An 18,136-nucleotide genomic window follows, 5' to 3' on the forward strand; every position below is an offset into this window, starting at 1 on the left:
TGGGTGCCCGGCCCGCGCGCGGCCGGCGAGACGGAGGCGTGCCCATGGCGGCGACCCGCACCCCGCAACGGCCCCTGCTACCGGATGAGCAAGCGGTTCAGCACCTGCTCAGCGCCTTCTACCGCACCCCTCGCGCCGGCGGGCTCGACCGTCTCGCGGGCGGCGGCGGCCCGTTCGGATTCGACGTGACCACGGCCCTCCAGATCCACGCGCTGATCAGCCACTACGAGTGCGACGGTCTCCTGGAGAGCGGCTGCCACCTCGGCGACACCACGGAATACCTCGCCCGCGCCTACCCCCACCTGCCGGTCCGCACCTGCGACCTCGATGCCGGGCGGGCGGCCTTCACCCGACGCCGCCTGGCGGAGTTTTCCAACGTCGAGGTCGGCTGCGGCGACTCCGCCGGCCTGCTGCCCCAGATGCTGTCCGGTCTGCAGCGCCCGCTGGTGTTCCTGGACGCCCACTGGGGGCCCGACTGGCCGCTCGCGGCCGAACTCACCGCCCTGCGCACTGCGGTGGCCGTCATCGACGACTTCGATATCGGACACCCGCGATTCGGCTACGACACGTACAACGGCCAGGCCTGCGGCCCGAAGCTGGTCGCCGACGTGCTGCCGGACCTGGAGCGGATGTTCGTGGGCCATGTGGAGGCCGACTACCCGCTGCCGTGCCTGCAAACCGGCCGGCGCAGCGGCACCGGAGTCATCGTCTTCGGCCTCGACGACAACGGCCACAGCCCTCTCGCCATGCATCCCTGGTTCGCCGAAGTCCCGCTCCAGCCCCGCCCCTTCCTGCCGTCGTGGAGCAGCGCGGAGGTATCGCGGTGAACGGGACGGTGGTGCTCAGCAGCAGTGTCCGCGAAACCGCAGCGGCCGAGACGTGCGAGCGGGCCTGGCCGGTCGCCCGGCGCCTGGGCGTGACCCGGGTCGCCGAGACCACGTGGCTGGACCGGGTCGGCATCCCCGTGTTCAGCGCGGTGCGCCCGGACGCCGCGCTCGTGGTGGTGACCGCCGGCAAGGGCCGTCACCCGCACGAGGCACGGGCCGGCGCGCTGCTGGAGGCCGTCGAGCAGGCCGTCGCCGAGTTCTGCGCGCCGTCCGCACCGCTGCGGTGGGCCTCGCCGCGGACCATCGCGGCCGAAGACGGGGTGAAGCTCGGCGCCTGGTGCCCCCGTCTGGATCCGCCCGTTGACGTCGACGAGCCGCTCGCGTGGATCACCGTGACCTCCGCCAACGGACAGCGGGAGTTCACCGCCCCTGCCGAACTCGTCCTCACGCCGTGCCCTCCGGAGGCAACGAACGGCCGGTTCGGTTCCACGACCACCGGGCTCGCCTCGGGCAACACCCGCTCCGAGGCGGTCCTGCACGGCCTGTGCGAGGTCCTCGAACGCGATCTCACCTCGCTGATGAGCGTCGCCGACACCACCCGCCTCATCGCCGCAGACAGCCTGCCGCCAGGCCCCGCCGAACTGTATGACCGGATCCGGCGGGCGGGCCTGGGCGTGTGGCTGCGGTGGCTTCCCGCGTACGGCGGGCACTACATGGCCTGCCTGATCGACGACCCGGACCGAGCCCACCCCTTGTACTGCAACGGGGGCTACGGCTTCCACCCTGTCCCCGAGATCGCCGCCGTGCGGGCCCTGTCCGAAGCCGCGCAGTCCCGCCTCACCTACATCCAGGGCTCCCGGCACGACCTGACCGACAGCTACGCCACCTACGCGGCCATGACCGCCGGCGAACGAGCCCGCTGCCGGGCTCAGTTGCTTGAGCGCTATGCCCGCCCCGAGGCGACCGCCTCGTTTCCCGCCCCTGACGCCACCCTCGTCGGCCGGTCACCGCTGGAGCTACTGGAGCACCTTCTCGCCACGACAGAGGCAACTGGTCTCGGACCGGTCGGCGTCCATGACTTCGCGCCGCTCGCGGCTCCCTTCCACGTGGTGCGCGTCGTGGTCGCCCACGCCGAGCACTTCACGCCCCTCACCCGCCGTTTCGGCAGCCGCCTCGCCGAGCACGCCAGGAAGCACCGATGACCCCGCCACCAGTCGATGCCCTGGTGGAGCTGTTCGTCGGGCCCACCGCTCACGGTCTGCCCACGGAGTTGGTGCACCAGGACGGCGTACGGGTGCGGCCACCGGCCCGCCGCGGTCACATCGACGTGCTGGTCACCCGTGAGCCGCCGGGGCACATCGCCCTGGTCGACGGGCGCTACGACGATGTCCCCGCGGTCGGGCACCGCGAGCTCCTGGACGCCCTGGCCGCCGGGTGGACCGTCACGGGACTCGGCTCGATCGGGGCACTGCGCGCCGCTGAACTCCTCCCCCACGGCATGACCGGCTACGGGCAGGTCTTCGCCCATCTGCTGGCCACCGAGGCCCCCGACGACGAGGTCGCGCTCCTGCACGGCCCCGCTCCCGACTACCAGCCCATCAGCGAAGCCCTGGTCGACCTGCGCGCGTTCGCCGAACACCTCATCGGGGCGGGCCTCGTCGATCACGACCAAGCTGCCGCAGCCATCGGACTCCTGGCGGGCCGATGGTTCGGCGACCGGTCGCAGCCAGCGTTCATAGACGCCATCCGTACCACCGCCGGAGACACCGCGGCAGACGCGGCCCGTGCACACCTGCCGCGCCTGCCCGACCTGCGCGTGAAAACCCGAGACCTGCGCGACTACCTCACGGAGCGCCCATGGACACAGCCACCGACACTGTCCCGTTCGTGCCCGCCCATTGCGGAGGCTGGCCCTTCCTCGACGACGGCCACGCCCCGAAGAAACTACTGACGGCCGTGGCCTGCGTCCGGCTCGCGCGACGCGATGGCCCCCGCCCCTCCCCCAGCCCCGAAGAACTCTCGGCCGTCCTCGAACCCGGCGAGGCCCTGCGGATCCGCTCCCTCGACCTGAACCTCCCCCTGCCCACCGGCACCCTCACCGCCCGGCAGCGCGCGGCCATCCCGACGACGGTGGAACTCATCGCCCGCCTCATACCGCCGTGGGCCCCTCTCCTGCGGGCGCTGCCGCTCACCTACCTGCCGATGCCGGCCGGCCGCAGCAGCATCAGCGCCTCCTGCTTCGCCTGGCCCCAGCACATCCTGCTCGCCGACGCCGCCTTCGACGACCCGGCCGTCCTCGCCGAGCAGACCCTGCACGAGACCTTCCACCAATGGCTCTACCTGTGCGAGGAGCTCACCCCGCTCCAGCAGCCCGGCTGCACCCGGCGGGTCACGCTGCCCTCCGGCACCAGCGGCCGAAGCCCCGCCGAGCTCCTCGGCGCCGCCCACGTCACCAGTGGACTCGCCCGCCTGTGGCCGCTCCTCGACGTCCCCACCCACGTCCGCGACCGACGCCTCGCCCACCTCACCGCCTACATCCGCGGCTGCCACGGCCTCATCACCGCCAACCGGCCCTACTTCACCGCTGACGGACACGCCCTCGCCGACCGGATCCTGGAGGCCACCCCGTGACCCTCGCCGCCCCCACCCCGACCGTGCCGTTGACCGGCGACTTCTGGCACACCCCCCTGTACACCCGCACCGTCGACGACGGCCCGGCCGTCAACGATGATCTGCGTGCCCTCGTCCTCGACTGCACCCGCAGCGCACCGACCTCCACGGTCGGCGTGCGCAATGCCGACAAGACTTCCTCCGACGTCCTGCGCTGGGAACACCCCGCCATCGAGCGGCTCCGCGGCTGGATCACCGACGCGGCCTGGGCACTCAACGACCACGTGGGCGCCGGCCGCGACCCGTCCGGCCGGGAAGCGGAGATGATCGCCGAGGCCTGGGCTGTCGTCTACCGTCCCGACGGCATCCACCAGCTCCACAGTCACCACGATGCTGCCTGGTCCGGCGTCTACTACGTTTCCACCGGGCGCATGCAACAAGGCACCGGACTCCTGCAGTTCGTCGACCCGCGTCCCGCCGCTGCCGCTCGCGAACCCGACCGCCCCCCGCTGCACACCATCGGCCCGGAGCCTGGGCTACTCGTTGCCTTCCCCGCGTGGCTGCGGCACTGGGTCACCCCATATCAGGGCGACGCGGAACGCGTGGTCATCGCCTTCAACGTCGGCTTCCGCCGCAGCTGATCACCTCCCGCGACGAAGGAGAGACCATGTCCGTCACCACGTTGTGGTCCACGCCCGTACACACCACCCGGATCGCCGGCGGCGACGTGGCCCAACTCGCTGCCGATCCCGACTCGCTCACCGGCTATCTGCCGCCCGGCCATTCCGGCCGTGACCTGCCGTGGAGCTCGCGAACCGAGAAGTGGGACGGAGGTTTCCACGCTGCCCTGCGCCATGGCACCGGAGAGTGGCTCGCCTTGGTCGTCCTCGACGCGCTCGCCGGCGACACGTCCGAGGCGTCGGGCGCGGTGATCCTCCACGACCCGCGGGTCGGCGCCGCCAACGTCGCCCTGCCCGGCCTTCCCTGGGGCCGGCCGATCACTGTGCCCACCGTTCCCGGAACGCTCGTGCTCGTACCGGGCTGGCTGGCCTGGCAGATCGCCCCTGTGCACGTCGGCGAGCACCGTACGGTCCTCACCGCGGACTCGGCATGAGGTCTGCCTGCCACTCGGATGGGCTGCTACGCAGCCAGTTCGATGGTTCTGGCGGCGGACCCGTGCCATAGCTGTTCGAACCGGGCTGTGGCCCGGCCTGCGCGGTCCGGGACTAACCGCGGGCTCCCGGCGCCGTCCTCCGTGGCGGTCATGGTGAGGCCGCTCTCGCCGAGGACGGCGAGAGCGAACGCGCCCGCAGGAGCGATCAGGGCGGTCACCGGCGAGGGCAGCACGCGAATTTCCACACCCAGGCCGTCGGCTTCCCGTAACCGCGCGGCCTGCTCACGCATCACCTCGAGACCGCCGATCCGGCTGGTGAGGGCCCCCTCGCCCAGCAGGACGCGTACGGGCGGGCCGCCGCGCCAGGCAAAGTGCTGCTGGCGGAGGGCCAGCAGCCACAGGCGCCGCTCGCCCTCCGCCTGGCTCACCTCAGCGAGCAGTTCGCGCGCATACCGGCGGGTCTGCAGCACCGCCGGGATCACGCTCGGCGTGTACACCGCGCGCACCGCCCAGGGTTCCACGTCGAGGTAGTCGCGAAGAGCGGCATCGGTGACGTCGCCGAACGAGTGGTAGACGCTGCGGTCCTGGGCCCGAGCGGCCCACTTCCGTAACTGGCCGCGCAGGGCGCCGGGAGTTTCATAGAGGTCGATCAGCCGCTGAATGTCCGCCGGGGCTGCCCGGTGGCGGCCGCACTCGATCCGCGACAGCTTCGACACGCTCAAGTAGGTTGCCCTGGCTACCGTCTGGAGCGTGAGACGACGCGCGGCGCGTAGCTGGTGCAGCTGGTCGCCGAGCAGAAGGCGCGCGATCGTCGCGCTCGGCCGGGTGTCATGGACCAAGGACAAGGAGACCCCTCCGTACATCGGCCGCCATCCACCGAGAGCGGTCAGGCCGACGTGTGACCGGCCTGACCGCCTTCGGTGGAATTGGAGGTGGTGCTGTCTCTATGTCACCGCCGTCGAGGGCCCTTTCCCAGAGACGGAGTTGGGCACTTGCTGGGAGCGGATCTGGGAAAAACCTGGGACGCGACTGGGACCTCAGCCGCCGAGCAGGCCGAGCACCGCCCGCTGGTAGACGGCATACACCGTGGGGAGTTCGGCGAGGTGGGCTCGTTCGTCGATGCCGTGCAGCCCTTCGTACGGCACTCCGAAGCCGGCTGTTGCCGGGATGCCCTCTCCGGCCAGCAGATTGCCGATGTTCGAGGGCCCTGCGGTCTTCGGCCGGACCGTGAGGCCTGCTTCGGCGGCTGCGTTCAGCAGAGCTGCTCCGGGCTGCTCGGTGTCGGTGAGCTGGAACGGGGGCCACGTGGCCACCAGGTTGATCTCGGTCGGGCTCTGGATGGGCAACTCGGCGTCGAGTTCGGCGATCGCTTTGCGGACGAGAGTCTCGGCATCGTGGGCATCGAATCCGGGCGTCGTGCGTACGTCCACGTTCAGGTCGCATCGGTCGGGAGTGACGGAGAATCCCTGGCCGCCGTGGCAGGCGGTGACCGACAGTTTCGGCGGAAGCGGGAACTCCGCGCCGTCCTCTACTCCAGGGAGTTCGGCTGCATCGAGCAGATGAACCAGGTGCGCGGCGCGGGAGATCGCACCGACCACGGTCCTACTGGATCCGGAATGCCCGGAGGGCGCGTGCACGGTGAGAACTGCCCGCCACAGGCCCCGCCCGCCGACGACCACCTCCTCCATACCGGGGTACCCGATCATCACCCCGGCGGGGCGGACCGCGGCCCCGTCGGCGAGGCAGGCCCGCGCGCCGCCGAAGTTGCCCGTGTGCTCGTCGACGTCCAGGAGCACAGCGAGCCCGCCGCCCAGCTCCGCGACCCGGGGGACGAGGTCCTCGGCGATGTGGCAGAACATCGCCGCGGCGAGCTTGGAATCAGCCGCCCCTCGTCCCAGCAGCCATCCAGCCTCGATGTCGCCGGAAGCCGGCGGGAACGACCATGCGGACTCGTCGCCGTAGGGGGCCGTGTCTACGCAGGCATCCAGCGTCCACCACTTCCCCGGCCGCCCGCCGGGGATTTCAACCAACAACCCCACCAGGGCATTCGAATCACCGTGCAGGCGCCGGTGCGGAAGACCACGGGTGGTAAGCCAGTCCTCCAGCACACCAAGGACCGGGCCATAATCATCGAACCCGGCTCGGCTCGGCCGCCGGATCAGTTCCTGGGCCAACTCGACGACGGACGCGACACGGGCCTTGTCGGGCTGCTGAAGATTCTCACTCACGCCTCTCCCCACCACTTCAGTTGTGCCGTACCGGCAGCGCCCGCACAGCCTCGATCGTCTCCACCGGCCGCGCGGACGCGCACGCCTCACGTCCATGGTGGACCAGGCCCACCGCCGCCTCCCTGCTAAGCAGGACTCCGCAGTCGAACCCGTCCGCTCCGTGAAAAGACGGCAGCGGCACCACCGCGGCGGACTCCGAGGCGACGAAGAACCGTTCCAACGCCTCGGTCGGCTCCACCAGCCCGATGTGGAGCGTCTTGACGCCGTTGCGGCGGGCCAACGGATCACGCAGCTCCAGCAGCCGCAACAGGTGATCGGCGAGCGCCCGGTGTCTGGGCGGCCCGTATAACACGCGGTAGTGGACCAGGTCCGGGTGCTGGGCCACGGCAGTCTCGATCGCCGCCAGATAGGCCTTCTCCCGCGACCTGGACCCGGTGACGACCAGTTGCTCGCGTGCCCCGGCGGCAACGTCAGCCATCGCCGCTACCAAGTCAGTCCAGCGGGTAAGTACCTTGACCACCACGGCCGTTCCAGAGGTCTCAAGCACGCTGGCAGCCGCCCCGTCCTGATGGGCGAACAGCGCCTCCGGACGCTCCCGATACACCTGGCACAAGCCCGCACGGTTCCGTTTGCCCGTCCGCCGCCGCCCGGACTCCCACGCGCTCATCAAGCTCGCGTCCGCAGCTCCGCCGGTGATCGCGTTCAACGCGTCCGCTGCCTCTTCCAACGTCATGTTCAGCGCGAGTCGGGCTCGTTTGAGCGTCGAGTCCGTACCTGTGGCCGCAGCCACGGACACCCCCCTCCCTCTCAATTTCGCGACGGTACGCATGCGTCGTGTCCGCAGTATTCCCAGTAATCCTGGAACGGCTCCTGCGCTTCGCCCACAGAGTTGGGCGACGCCGCTTCCGAAACCGTGACGGTCACGCTCGTCACCTCGTGGTGCGCTGCCTCACGATCGACGTCCAGCGCTGGCTCGACGGCAAGTACACCGATCCAGTCGGGCGCGAACTGTTCGCCGCAACGAGCCAGTTGATCCAGCTCATTGGGTGGATCGCCGTGACGAAGGCCTCGTCGGCCTGGGCCACGTCCAGCACAGCGTGGGAACGCCGCGGAGGCACTGCGGACTTGGATGGAGGCTGAGGATCCAGCTGAGGGGGAAGCCACCGGCCCGGCGGAACTGGCCCTGGAGTGACACGCTGGCTGACGAGGACTCACGTCGTGCGGTGATGGTAGCTCTGCGGTGACCGGCCGCTCAAAGCAGCACTTGGTCGTGGAGCTCAAGCGACCCAGAACGGTGCTGTCTGAAACAGAAGTCGCCCAGATCAACAGCTACGCCTACGCCGTCACCCAGGACGAGCGCTACCGCCACGATGAGGAAACACGCTGGGAGTTCTGGCTGGTCGGCAACTCCATCCACGAGGTGGTGCAGTGGCAGTACCCCGATGGCTACATCAAGAACGACGGCCGGGTGAGTATCCGCATCATCACCTGGGGAGAAATCATCGACGTGTGTGAGGAGCGGCTGCGCACGCAGCGAGAACGACTGGATTACGCCTCCGACCCGGCACACAGTATCGAGTACGTCCAACGCGTTCACGCGGACGCTGACGTCGTTTCCCTCCTCACCCCCCGTGAAGACGACAGCGCTTGAACCCTCTGTGTTGTACGGATGCGATGTCGTCCGGGCAGGGAGTTCTGCGGGCTTCGAGGTGCCGAGGCGTTCGTGGGGATGGGCAGCTGGGAGCCCCGTGATCGACAGCTGCAGCTCATGAAGCCCCTACAAGCCAGCGTTGCTACGCAGCGAAGCCGACGTTGGTGACGTATTCGTACTGGCCCCACTGCGAGCCGAAGTCGACGACCTGGTCCACCCACGCCTCGTCCAGCGCCCGCTCGTTCCCGGCCGCCCATGCGCCGACAATGCGGTCCCAGCGGCGCACGTTCATCGTGCGGAACTCCACCGCGCGTTGGCGGGGCCGGTCGACCTGAGACTGGTTGAGCGGATGGATTTCCACGCGGGTGCCGCGGCCGTCGCGGTTGAGGCGGGCTGTGAGGTAGCGGGCGACATTCTCGCGCCGCACGGTGCGGTAGGCCTGCTCGATCGCGGCGAGGTTGCGGCGGGAGGGTGTGCGGGTGCCGGCCGTCCAGGCGCGCAGGGTGCGGTCAGTGACGGTCAGTCCGGCGGCCCGGGCGGCCTGGCGGGCGTGGTCGCTGCGGGTGAGGTAGTGCAGGCGGGCGAGCAGGCCTCGGCGGGCGGTGATCGGGGTGGCGATGTAGCCGGCGAGCGCGTCCAGCTGGCGGGCGACGGCTTCGTGGCCCTTGATGCCGTGGGCGCCGTACTTGCCGAACTCGATGTTCCGCTCAGGCATGGTCTCTTCCGAATCCCTCGGGTTGGTGGATCACTGTACGGGGCCGTGAGCGCCGTTCTCCCGCCCCGGCGAGGGCCTGCCGGGGCGGGAGAACGGCGCTAGGAGGCGCCCTCAGGAGGCTCGTTGGCGGTGTCAGGGCCGGTGCCGACGGTGTAGACGTCCTTGACCTTCACTTCGGTGACGCCGCGGCCTTCGGGGAACACTAGGAACAGCCACCCCCACGACAGCCAACCCGCCCCGCCCCAGCCACTAAACGGCAGCCACTTGGTCACCTCATGACAGCAGACCAGCCCACGCCCACAGCGCATGACCAGGCAATCAACAACCGAACACGGCTGACGCACAACCGCTGCCACCAACACGCCCACTCACACCGTCGGCCGTCCGGGGCGGGCATTTCCACCCTGACATCTGTCAGGTACCCGCCCGGCAACGCCCCCTGGTAGGCATGCAACATGTCAAACAGAGCCAGGGCTGGAACGGCTGGACCCCCTACCCACCCGGTGGCGGATCGAATCTCCCGCCGAGGACTTTCGGGGTACGCCGAAACCGATTGTCGCCGGAACGCGGCCCAGGTGAGTCTTCTCGGCAGGCCCGGCCCACCCGGCCGGACCACCACCGACAGAGGCGGGGAACTCACCATGCGCACCTCGCGTTCACTGCGGTTGCTCGGCGCGGCGGCTGGCGGCCTGTCGCCCATCGCACCGGACGCGGCCCACCCGGCCGCCGTGGGCCACGGCACCGGCGACAATCCCGACGGGCGGATGTCCCGCGCTGCGCCGGTGTGCGGCGGCAACGTCCTCGACCGTACGAAGCGGTACTGAGCCATGTTCCGATGGAGCAGATGGCGTTCGGTAGCAGTGCTGTGTGCCGTGGTCATGGCCGTGATGACCGCCCTGCTCAGCCCTTCGGCCACCGCGGCAACGAACGCGGCGACGGACGCGGCGTCGTCCGCGCCACGTGACGCGGCCGGTGTCACCGTGCCGGCCGGTGTGACGGCGGGAGTCGCCGTCTTCGACCGGCAGACCGGCACCTTCACCGAGCAGCTGAACCCGAACATGCAGTTCCGGTCGGCCTCCGTGGTCAAACTGCTGATCGCGCTGGACTACCTCTGGAACCGCGGCCCGGACTACCAGATCCCGTCCGGTGACCAGGCCAAGTGGAACTCCATGCTGCGCAGCAGCGACGACGACGCGGCCAGCGAATTCTGGGTGCGCAACGGCGGGGGCTCGATCGTCACCCGGATGGCCCGTGAGCTGTCTCTCTCCAGCAACACGACCCCGCCGCCGGCCAACCAGGACGGCATGTGGGGCTACACAGCCTTGACGGCCGCGGACACGGTGAAGATCTACCGTTACCTGCTGGACACGGCGCCCGCCCGCGTCCGCGAACTGATCATGGGCAATCTGAAACAGTCCACACGCTGCTCCGCCACCGATCACTTCGACCAGCGCTTCGGTATCGCGGGCGCCTTCAACAAGCCGTGGGCCGTGAAACAGGGCTGGTCGGGTTTCGGCGACATCGAGCAAGGTACGTGCCGCCCCGCCACGTCGGCCCTCAACGGCAAGGCAGCGTCCGTCGACCTGACGAAACCGGCGCTGCACACGACCGGGACGGTGGGTTCCGGTGACCGCTCCATCGTGGCCGCGTACACCCTGCACGACGTCGGCACCTCGTACGGCAAGGCGTACACCGACCTGGGCAGGCTGACCCGTTCGCTGAACGTTCCCGGTGGCGTACGACCGGCGGGCACGTGGTTCGGCACCTGGAGCTCCGGTGTCAACGTCCGCCCCGAGCCCAACACCACCCGCGACCCGCTCCTCCAGCTCCCCGCCGGGGTCGAGGTGCTGGTCGGCTGCCAGACGCGAGGGGAGACCGTCTCGGTCCCGCCCTACACCAACGAGTGGTGGGCCTACCTGCCTCAGTACGGGGGCTATGTCAGCAACATCTACATGAGCAGTCCGGACAACCAACTGCCCGGCGTCGCGCAGTGCTGAGCAGTGCATCACGGTGCTGCGAAGGGCCTGCGGGAAGAGCCGGGCAGGCACCCGGCACCTTTCGGTCGAACTCGAAAACCAGTGAGAAAAGGACAGGTGGATGACCAGGACCAGGAAGTATCTCTCCCTCTGGATGGCAGCCCTCGCCCTGACGGCGGGCGGTGTGATCGCCGCCCCTTCGGCCAGTGCCGCTGCCAGCGCCGAGTGCGGAGTTCGGGCGAGCGACGGCCGGCTGTGGTGCGGGAACGGAGCCCCCGCCATTCTGCGCTCGGGCGCCTACCACGAAGCGAACATAACGGGGCAGCTCTATTCCACCTTCAGCTGGTTCGACTGCTGGACCTATGGTGGACTGCACGGCGGCGGCAACACCACCTGGTACCACACCAAGGGTGACTGGACCGCTCCTGGCTACGACGGGTGGGGCTACGTCCCGGCGGACTGGGTCAACACACCGTCCTCGTTCGACGCCGATCCGAGCGCGCGCGGTCTGCGGCACTGCTGAGAGCAGCACTGCCGAGAGCGGCACTGCCGAGCTCGCCGGACCACTCCTTGATGTCGTCGGTCTCGTCCACGAGACCGGCGGCATCGTCGTCGTGGCGTCCCATAGCCAACCGTGCGCTCCATCAACTGCGGATCCGCAGGAAGCTTCGCCATAGGGGGACTATCGCAGATCAGGGCGAGGTACGGCATACGAATAAGGAGCGAGGGCTCAGTAGCCGGCCAGAGCATCGCTTGTCATCGGCAGCAGTCAAGGGCGTCATTCGGGCCGAGGCGGGCAGATGTGTCTCGGCCAGCGCCACACCGTGCGCTCCGAAACACCCAGCACCTCAGCGACCGCACGCACATGCCGTGTGGCCAGTTCCCCCGCCTGCTGCCGCTCCAGCAGACGACGCACCACCAGCCCTCTGGACAGCACAGCCCCACGGCCGGCACCTACCGCTCGATCCACCCCACGATCACACCGACCGAGCAGACCTCACCGCGTAAGAAATCTCGAACCTGAGACAGCATCAACTGACATGCGATAAAGCCCCACGACAGTGATCCCACCCATCAATCTCTCACCCCGCGACAGCGCCAGCCCTACCCTCAAGACCCCACTGACCAGCACCAAAACACCAACCACCAAACCAACACCACCGACCCTCACCACCACCGACCCCACACCGAGAGATCGCAGGTACGCGCGGGGTGAGCGGATCGGGCGGCCGCCGGCCATGATGGAGGACCAGAGTTCGGACTGGAGGTACTGGGGAGGGAGTCGTGAACTTGCTGTCGGCATGTGGCATGCGTACCGGCCCGGTCAGGTCAGGTATCTGCAGGACCGCCCGCTTGCCACGTTCCGGCCGAGACAGTCTGGCTCCAGGGGCCGTGCCGCAACTCGCCGGCCTGGCGTGCCCAGGGCTGTTTCAAAGTCCCAGTGGTAGTGGGAAGTTGCAGGTCACGGTGGTGTGACGCCTGCTGGCCGTCCCGTCTCGTACGCAACGAAGCTCCGGTTGGAGCGGGTGACCTACCAAGTCGCCCTGCCGAACCGGAGCTTCGATGTGCCGTCAGTCTGCCAGCGTCTGTCTGATCAAGTCGCCCTCGCGTCAGCACCGCACCCTTGCGGGACTGCCGCAACGGCTGGCCACGCTGGCTGACCCGCGGCATCGGCGCGGGAAGCGTCACCCGTTCGTGAGCGTGCTGCTCATCGCCTGCTCGGCCGTGCTGGCCGGGGCCCGCTCGTTCGCCGCGATCGGGCAGTGGGCCCGCAACGCCCCACAGGACACCCTCGCCCGTTTCGGCGCCCGCACGACGACCGTGTTCAGCACCCGGATCGCGCCGAGCACGGCGACCATCCGCCGCGTCCTGAACGCCGTCTGCCCCGGCGGACTCGCCGACCTGCTCGGCGCCGACCCGGCCGGAGCAGACACCCTGGCCGTCGATGGCAAGAGCGCCCGCGGCTCACGCACCACCACCAGCCCGGCCGCCCATCTGCTGGCCGCGATGACCGGGACCGGGCAGACCGTCACCCAGCTGCGGGTACCGGACAAGACCAACGAGATCACCTGCTTCGCCGCCCTGCTTCAGCCGTACGACCTGGCGGGCGTGACCGTGACCGCCGACGCCCTGCACACCCAGCGCGAGCACGCCCGGTTCCTCGTGGAGGACAAAAAGGCCCACTACCTGCTGCTAATCAAGGCCAACCAGCCCGGACTGCTCCGGCAGTTGAGGTCGCTGCCCTGGACGCAGGCCACCGCGCGGCGCTACGACCGCGAAACGGGGCACGGCCGCAAGGAGACACGGACGACCAGGGCGCTGACCGTCACCGATCTCGGGCTGGACTTCCCCCACGCGGTGCAGGCCGCGAAGATCCTGCGCCACCGCACCGACCTGCGCTCGGGAAAGGTGACACGGCAGATCGTCTACGCACTCACCGACCTCACCGCCCGCCAGGCATCACCCCAACGGCTCGGGCAACTGGCCCGCGCGCAATGGGTGATCGAGAACCGGCTGCACTTCGTCCGTGACACCACCTTCACCGAGGACGCCTCCAAGATCCGCACCGGCCACGGACCCGACAACATGGCCACCCTCCGCAGCTTCGCGATCAACCAGCTACGAGCGGGCAGGCCACCCGAATATCGCCGCCGGCCTCCGCGAGATGTCCTACCAGCCCTTCCACCGCCCACTGGACCTCCTCGGCCTGGCCTGACCAGCGACGATCCAAGACCGTCAGACTTTGCAACAGCCCTGGTACGCGCGGGTCGACCCCGGCCCGCCAACGCAGCTCATCGCGTAACACGGCGCCGTGGCGAACCCGTTGTAGACGCGATGCGTACTCTTCTGTCGACTCTATGGTAACGACCACTTCAGGCCCTGCCCATTATCCTGCTGAGAGTCCCCGCACGGCACGCCTGGCAGAAGACGGAACGTGCCCTATCTTTGAGCGCATGCAAATTAATCTCTTATTGAGATGAATTTCAGCCTCAGTCCGTCACTTCGCGTTGAATATGCTGTCTAATTTACCTTCAAATGGATCTGAATCGAGGAACACATGTCGTCTAGGATGCATAAAGGCATGATTGGTGCCGCCACACTAGCGCTCGCCGCTACCTCCACTCTGCTCTCACCATCAGATGCGAGCGCTGACCCATTTGGGAAATACAGACACAGGAATGGCAATTCCGGGCACTGTGCGGCCGTCCCAAACAAGAGCACGGCAAATGGCACACCCTTGGTCCAGTGGGCCTGCAACTTGCAATCTGAGCAATCCTGGTTTGTCGAGATTGCCGACATCCCTCCTCTGGGTGGTGCAAGCCGCTATCGCATGTGGAATGAGAACAGTGGCCTTTGCATGGCCGTCGATGGGGCGAGCAAGGAGAAGGGCGCCAACGTCATACAGTGGCCATGCAACGGGAAGGACGAACAAATCTGGGCCCAGGACAGTGCCAACCGCCTGCGCAACCTGAATAGCGGCCTGTGTCTCGCCGTTCCCAATTCCAGTACGGCGGAAGGTACGAAACTGATCCAGTGGACTTGCAACACGAGTAACGATCAGTATTGGAGTACCGAGGAATTGGAGGATCTGTAGGCGTGCCGCGTCCTTAGCCTCAATACCGGTAACTTAGGGGCAATCTGGTCGTTATTGTTGGTGTGGCAAGAGCGGGTCAACTGAAGTCATCTGGTGAGCGGTTGTCGGACCGGGTCGCGGTCGGGGTGCTGACACAGGCGTTTCCTCAGTCGCTGGTGGACGAGGTACTGGCGGAGACGGGTCGGGTGCAGCAGCGGAACCGGCTGTTGCCGGCCCGGCTGGTCGTCTATTTCGTTCTGGCGATGTGCCTGTTCTCCGGGCAGAGCTATGAAGAGGTCGCCCGGCTGCTGACCGCGGGTTTGCAGGGGGTGCGGCGCTGGCGTACATCGTGGGTGGTGCCGAGTACGGCGGCGATCTGGAAGGCCAGGTCCCGGCTGGGGGTGGCGCCGTTGCGGCAGTTGTTCGCGCGGGCGTGCCGTCCGGTTGCCACGCCGGACACTCAGGGCGCCTTCTACCGTGACTGGCGGCTGACCGCGATCGACGGCACCACATTTGACCTGCCCGACACGAAGGCGAACGTGGAGGCGTTCGGCCGTCCGCCCCGCTCCGGGCGCGGTGAACAGGACGTCGGCTACCCGCAGTTGCGCATGGTCGGCCTGGTGGAGTGCGGTACCCACGCCGTCTTCGATGCTGCGATCGGAGCTCTGCGCACCGGAGAGCGGGCTCTGGCCCAGTCGGTCCTGGTGTCCCTGCGGCCGGGCATGCTGCTGCTGGCCGCCCGTGGCTTCTACGGCGTGGACCTGTGGCGCACAGCCGCGGCCACGGGGGCGGACCTGCTGTGGCGAGTCCGCAAGGATCTCGTCCTGCCGGTGGTCGAGCAGCTGCCGGACGGTTCGTATCTCACCGAGATCTTCGACCGGAGCGACATCCACCACACCCGTCGTGGGGTGCCGGCACGTGCGGTGGAGTACACCATCGCCGGCCATGAGGGTGTCTACCGGCTCCTCACCACGATCCTCGACCCGGACAAGGCCCCGGCCGCGGAACTGGCCGAACTCTATGCCCAGCGATGGGAGTTCGAGTCCACCCTCGATGAAATCAAGATCCACCTCGGCGGGTCGCATCTGGTACTGCGTTCGCAGCACCCTGAGGGGGCCGAGCAGGAACTCTACGGCTTCCTGCTCGTCCACCACGCCATCCGGCACCTGATGCACCAGGCCGCACGCCAAGCCGACCGGGACCCCGACCGGATCTCTTTCACCCGCTCACTGCGGGTTGTGCGCCGCCAGGTCACCGACCAGGCGGCGTTTTCCCCCCGGCCGACTCGCCCGCGCGGTCAAAGCCACCCATGCTGAACTCCTCGAACGCCTTCTGCCACGGCGACGCCGCCGGGCCAACCCCCGCGTCATCAAACGCAAAGTCGCCAGCTGGCCCCTCAAACGCGCTGCCCACCGCGTTGCAGACCACCCCTGCGTTCCGGCCTTCACCATCGTTGGCGCCACCAAAACCAAACGGGACAAACGCATACCAAAGCCCTAAGTTACCGGTATTGTCCTTAGCCTCGAAGTTTCGTGACGGTCCGCCGGCGGAGTCGGTGGACCGTTTTCGTGCCGTGGGCTGAGGCCGTGCAGGCCGAAGGCCCGAGTGTCGCCTCGGGGTGGCGCCGGGTTCCACTGCTCCGGGTGTTGAGGTGCTGTCGCAGGGACGGGAAAGCCCTTGGTCAGTCGGGGTTCGGCAGACGCGTGAGCCGGTCGAGGGCTGCGGTGATGTGACCGGTCCAGGGCCAGTGCCGGGCCAGGCGGAGGATTCGCCGACGGCCGGTGGTGACGAGCTGTCCGGCCGCGGTGAACAGGCGGAGCCGTAGTCGGCGGGGTTCCCAGAGCCTGGCCTTGCCGGTCAGGGCGAGCATCGGCATCCAGGCCAGCAGGTCGAGAGCGATCTGCACGATCTCCAGCCAGATCCGGTTCTGGGCCGTGCGGTGCAGGGGCAGGTTGCGCAGGCCGGTGGCCCGGGCGGCGCGGATGCGGTCCTCGGCCCGGGCCCGCAGCCGGTGACGGAGCTCGAGCTCGGCGATCGGCCGGCCCAAGGTGTTGGTGGCGAAACAGGTCAGCCGCATGCCGTCCGCATCCGTGAGCCGCAACTGGGCCCCGGAATGCGGTCGTTCCTTCCTGACGATCAGCCGCATGCCCTTGGGCCAGCCGTCCAGAACGTCGCCGGTGAGTTCCGCGACCCAGGCGCCGTCGCGGATCTCGCCGTCCGCCTCGACGGCCGCCGTCCAGGCCGATGCCGGAACCTTCAGCACCTGCTGGTGGACCTGCTCGGTGATCACCATGCCGACCGAGTAGGACAGCCACCGTCCCCGCCGGGCGAGCCAGGCGACGAAGTCGTGGGTGCCGCCCGCGGAATCGGTGCGGATCAGGGTCCGGCGCCCGCGCCGATACATCTTCGGCAACTGGACCAGTGCCAGTTGAGCGGCGGTGATGTGGTCGGTGGCCGTGTTCGATCCCGCGTTGCCTGGTCTGAGTAGGGCCGCGACCGGTTCACCCGTGCCGCCGCTTCCGTGGTCGACGAACCCCATCAGCGGGTGATGGCCGTAGGTTCGCTTCCACGTGGGTGCGGCGTCCTCCTTGTCCGAGTGCGCGATCACCAGCACGCCGTCGAGGTCCACGGTCACCGTCCCGCCCGCATCAGGCGCTTCCCGGTCGGCCAACCGCCAGACGTGTCGGCGCACTTCAGCCCGCGCGGCACGGATGGCCCGCAGGGCCTTCTCCCCGGAGGCTGCGAGGGTGTCGATGAGGCGGGAGACCGTCGGGTCGGAGGCCACCGGCCCGAACACAGCCGGCTCGGCCCGCAGCATGGCGACATCCCAGAGGCAGTCCCCGCCCAACGCGACCGCCAGGGCCACGTCCAGCAGGATCTTGCCCGGATCGTGCACCGCCCGATCCTTCCGCCACGGCGTCAGCGCCGCTGATATCGCGGTGTCCAAGCCGGCCTTGCGGACGGTCTCGACCAGCAGCACGCCCCCGGCCTGCGAGACCACCGCCCGGCCGCCGCCCTCGATGCAGACACACGGGTACGACCCGATACGCTTCTTCACCTGGAGAGTGCTTCTTTCCGTGCAGCCAACAGGACCCTAGACAAGTCCCATCGTTGCAGGTCAGGAGCACTCTCCGCTTATTTGATCAAGCCTCGGACATCCCACCTCGTGAAAGCGCGAGGCTAGGCACAATGCCCTGACTCTGTTGGTGATCTCCAGTGGGTGCTGACAGCTGCTCCGGTCGGTGCTTCAGTGGAGGCAGCGGGGCTGTGCCGAGGTCGGGGCGGGCCTGCTGTCGTTGCAGCCAGGGGATTACCAGCGGATTCCAGCGCGGGCCGTGCGCACGGCCCGGGCGGCCTGCCCGAAGGGAACGCCCGCGATGCTGGTGCGGAATCGTCTCGATGTGCTGTTCGAGGACGAGGAGTTCGCCGACCTCTATCCCG

At 68.6% G+C, this 18,136-nt stretch carries 18 protein-coding genes and 1 pseudogene; 13 read left to right on the forward strand and 6 right to left on the reverse strand.

The genetic code is table 11. The features are described from left to right. Nucleotides 1–44: 44 nt before the first annotated feature. From ACZ5VD_RS40570 to ACZ5VD_RS40595, 6 genes are read left to right on the forward strand one after another with little or no spacing between them, the layout of a single operon-like run. Entirely contained in the window at nt 45–827 is a 783-nt protein-coding gene (locus ACZ5VD_RS40570; RefSeq protein ID WP_468554848.1) for a hypothetical protein, read from the forward strand. Further along, entirely contained in the window at nt 800–2,029 is a 1,230-nt protein-coding gene (locus tag ACZ5VD_RS40575) for a YcaO-like family protein (protein ID WP_468554847.1), read from the forward strand. The genes ACZ5VD_RS40570 and ACZ5VD_RS40575 overlap by 28 nt, the downstream gene beginning before the upstream one ends. Then, nucleotides 2,026–2,778: a TfuA-like protein gene (locus ACZ5VD_RS40580; RefSeq protein WP_468554846.1), complete on the forward strand. Its 753-nt coding sequence runs from the start codon at nt 2,026–2,028 to the stop codon at nt 2,776–2,778. Before ACZ5VD_RS40575 ends, ACZ5VD_RS40580 begins: the two co-directional genes overlap by 4 nt. Beyond that, entirely contained in the window at nt 2,685–3,458 is a 774-nt protein-coding gene (locus tag ACZ5VD_RS40585; RefSeq protein WP_468685470.1) for an aKG-HExxH-type peptide beta-hydroxylase, read from the forward strand. Before ACZ5VD_RS40580 ends, ACZ5VD_RS40585 begins: the two co-directional genes overlap by 94 nt. After that, nucleotides 3,455–4,078: a 2OG-Fe(II) oxygenase family protein gene (locus ACZ5VD_RS40590; protein ID WP_468554844.1), complete on the forward strand. Its 624-nt coding sequence runs from the start codon at nt 3,455–3,457 to the stop codon at nt 4,076–4,078. Before ACZ5VD_RS40585 ends, ACZ5VD_RS40590 begins: the two co-directional genes overlap by 4 nt. A gap of 26 nt (nt 4,079–4,104) precedes the next feature. Then, nucleotides 4,105–4,551, forward strand: coding sequence for a hypothetical protein (locus ACZ5VD_RS40595; RefSeq protein ID WP_468554843.1), 447 nt, complete (start codon nt 4,105–4,107; stop codon nt 4,549–4,551). A 26-nt stretch (nt 4,552–4,577) separates the two neighbouring features. Here ACZ5VD_RS40595 and ACZ5VD_RS40600 read toward each other — a convergent pair whose 3' ends face one another. The 3 genes from ACZ5VD_RS40600 to ACZ5VD_RS40610 form a co-directional block, all read right to left on the reverse strand. Next, nucleotides 4,578–5,390, reverse strand: coding sequence for a Scr1 family TA system antitoxin-like transcriptional regulator (locus tag ACZ5VD_RS40600; RefSeq protein WP_468685471.1), 813 nt, complete (start codon nt 5,388–5,390; stop codon nt 4,578–4,580). A 198-nt stretch (nt 5,391–5,588) separates the two neighbouring features. Continuing rightward, nucleotides 5,589–6,779: a M20 family metallopeptidase gene (locus ACZ5VD_RS40605; RefSeq protein ID WP_468554841.1), complete on the reverse strand. Its 1,191-nt coding sequence runs from the start codon at nt 6,777–6,779 to the stop codon at nt 5,589–5,591. 16 nt (nt 6,780–6,795) lie between these two features. Continuing rightward, nucleotides 6,796–7,569: a helix-turn-helix domain-containing protein gene (locus ACZ5VD_RS40610; RefSeq protein ID WP_468554840.1), complete on the reverse strand. Its 774-nt coding sequence runs from the start codon at nt 7,567–7,569 to the stop codon at nt 6,796–6,798. A gap of 480 nt (nt 7,570–8,049) precedes the next feature. On the opposite strand from ACZ5VD_RS40610, the gene ACZ5VD_RS40615 reads away from it, so the two are divergent. After that, nucleotides 8,050–8,430 (forward strand): hypothetical protein, encoded by a 381-nt coding sequence (locus ACZ5VD_RS40615; RefSeq protein ID WP_468685473.1) that lies wholly within the window; start codon nt 8,050–8,052, stop codon nt 8,428–8,430. A 142-nt stretch (nt 8,431–8,572) separates the two neighbouring features. On the opposite strand, the gene ACZ5VD_RS40620 is transcribed toward ACZ5VD_RS40615, so the two are convergent. Both ACZ5VD_RS40620 and ACZ5VD_RS40625 read right to left on the reverse strand, forming a co-directional pair. Further along, a complete protein-coding gene (locus tag ACZ5VD_RS40620) occupies nt 8,573–9,145 on the reverse strand; it encodes a transcriptional regulator (RefSeq protein WP_468555339.1) in 573 nt (190 codons plus the stop codon). Nucleotides 9,146–9,243: 98 nt separating this feature from the next. Beyond that, nucleotides 9,244–9,348, reverse strand: a pseudogene (locus tag ACZ5VD_RS40625) (acyltransferase); the annotation flags it as partial. 438 nt (nt 9,349–9,786) lie between these two features. On the opposite strand from ACZ5VD_RS40625, the gene ACZ5VD_RS40630 reads away from it, so the two are divergent. The 6 genes from ACZ5VD_RS40630 (at nt 9,787) to ACZ5VD_RS40655 (ending at nt 16,011) form a co-directional block, all read left to right on the forward strand. Beyond that, nucleotides 9,787–9,969: a hypothetical protein gene (locus ACZ5VD_RS40630; protein ID WP_189845655.1), complete on the forward strand. Its 183-nt coding sequence runs from the start codon at nt 9,787–9,789 to the stop codon at nt 9,967–9,969. Nucleotides 9,970–10,023: 54 nt separating this feature from the next. Continuing rightward, a complete protein-coding gene (locus tag ACZ5VD_RS40635; protein ID WP_468685474.1) occupies nt 10,024–11,142 on the forward strand; it encodes a hypothetical protein in 1,119 nt (372 codons plus the stop codon). Between the two features lie 100 nt (nt 11,143–11,242). After that, nucleotides 11,243–11,644, forward strand: a complete 402-nt coding sequence (locus tag ACZ5VD_RS40640; RefSeq protein ID WP_225890818.1) for a hypothetical protein — start codon at nt 11,243–11,245, stop codon at nt 11,642–11,644. A gap of 1,040 nt (nt 11,645–12,684) precedes the next feature. Beyond that, nucleotides 12,685–13,986, forward strand: a complete 1,302-nt coding sequence (locus ACZ5VD_RS40645; protein WP_468685475.1) for an ISAs1 family transposase — start codon at nt 12,685–12,687, stop codon at nt 13,984–13,986. A 217-nt stretch (nt 13,987–14,203) separates the two neighbouring features. Beyond that, nucleotides 14,204–14,716, forward strand: a complete 513-nt coding sequence (locus ACZ5VD_RS40650; RefSeq protein ID WP_468555300.1) for an RICIN domain-containing protein — start codon at nt 14,204–14,206, stop codon at nt 14,714–14,716. A gap of 62 nt (nt 14,717–14,778) precedes the next feature. Then, nucleotides 14,779–16,011, forward strand: a complete 1,233-nt coding sequence (locus tag ACZ5VD_RS40655) for an IS4 family transposase (protein WP_468685476.1) — start codon at nt 14,779–14,781, stop codon at nt 16,009–16,011. A gap of 365 nt (nt 16,012–16,376) precedes the next feature. Here ACZ5VD_RS40655 and ACZ5VD_RS40660 read toward each other — a convergent pair whose 3' ends face one another. Beyond that, a complete protein-coding gene (locus tag ACZ5VD_RS40660; protein ID WP_468685477.1) occupies nt 16,377–17,753 on the reverse strand; it encodes an IS1380 family transposase in 1,377 nt (458 codons plus the stop codon). Nucleotides 17,754–18,136 lie beyond the last annotated feature (383 nt).

Source organism: Streptomyces sp. NPDC032822 (assembly GCF_055578825.1).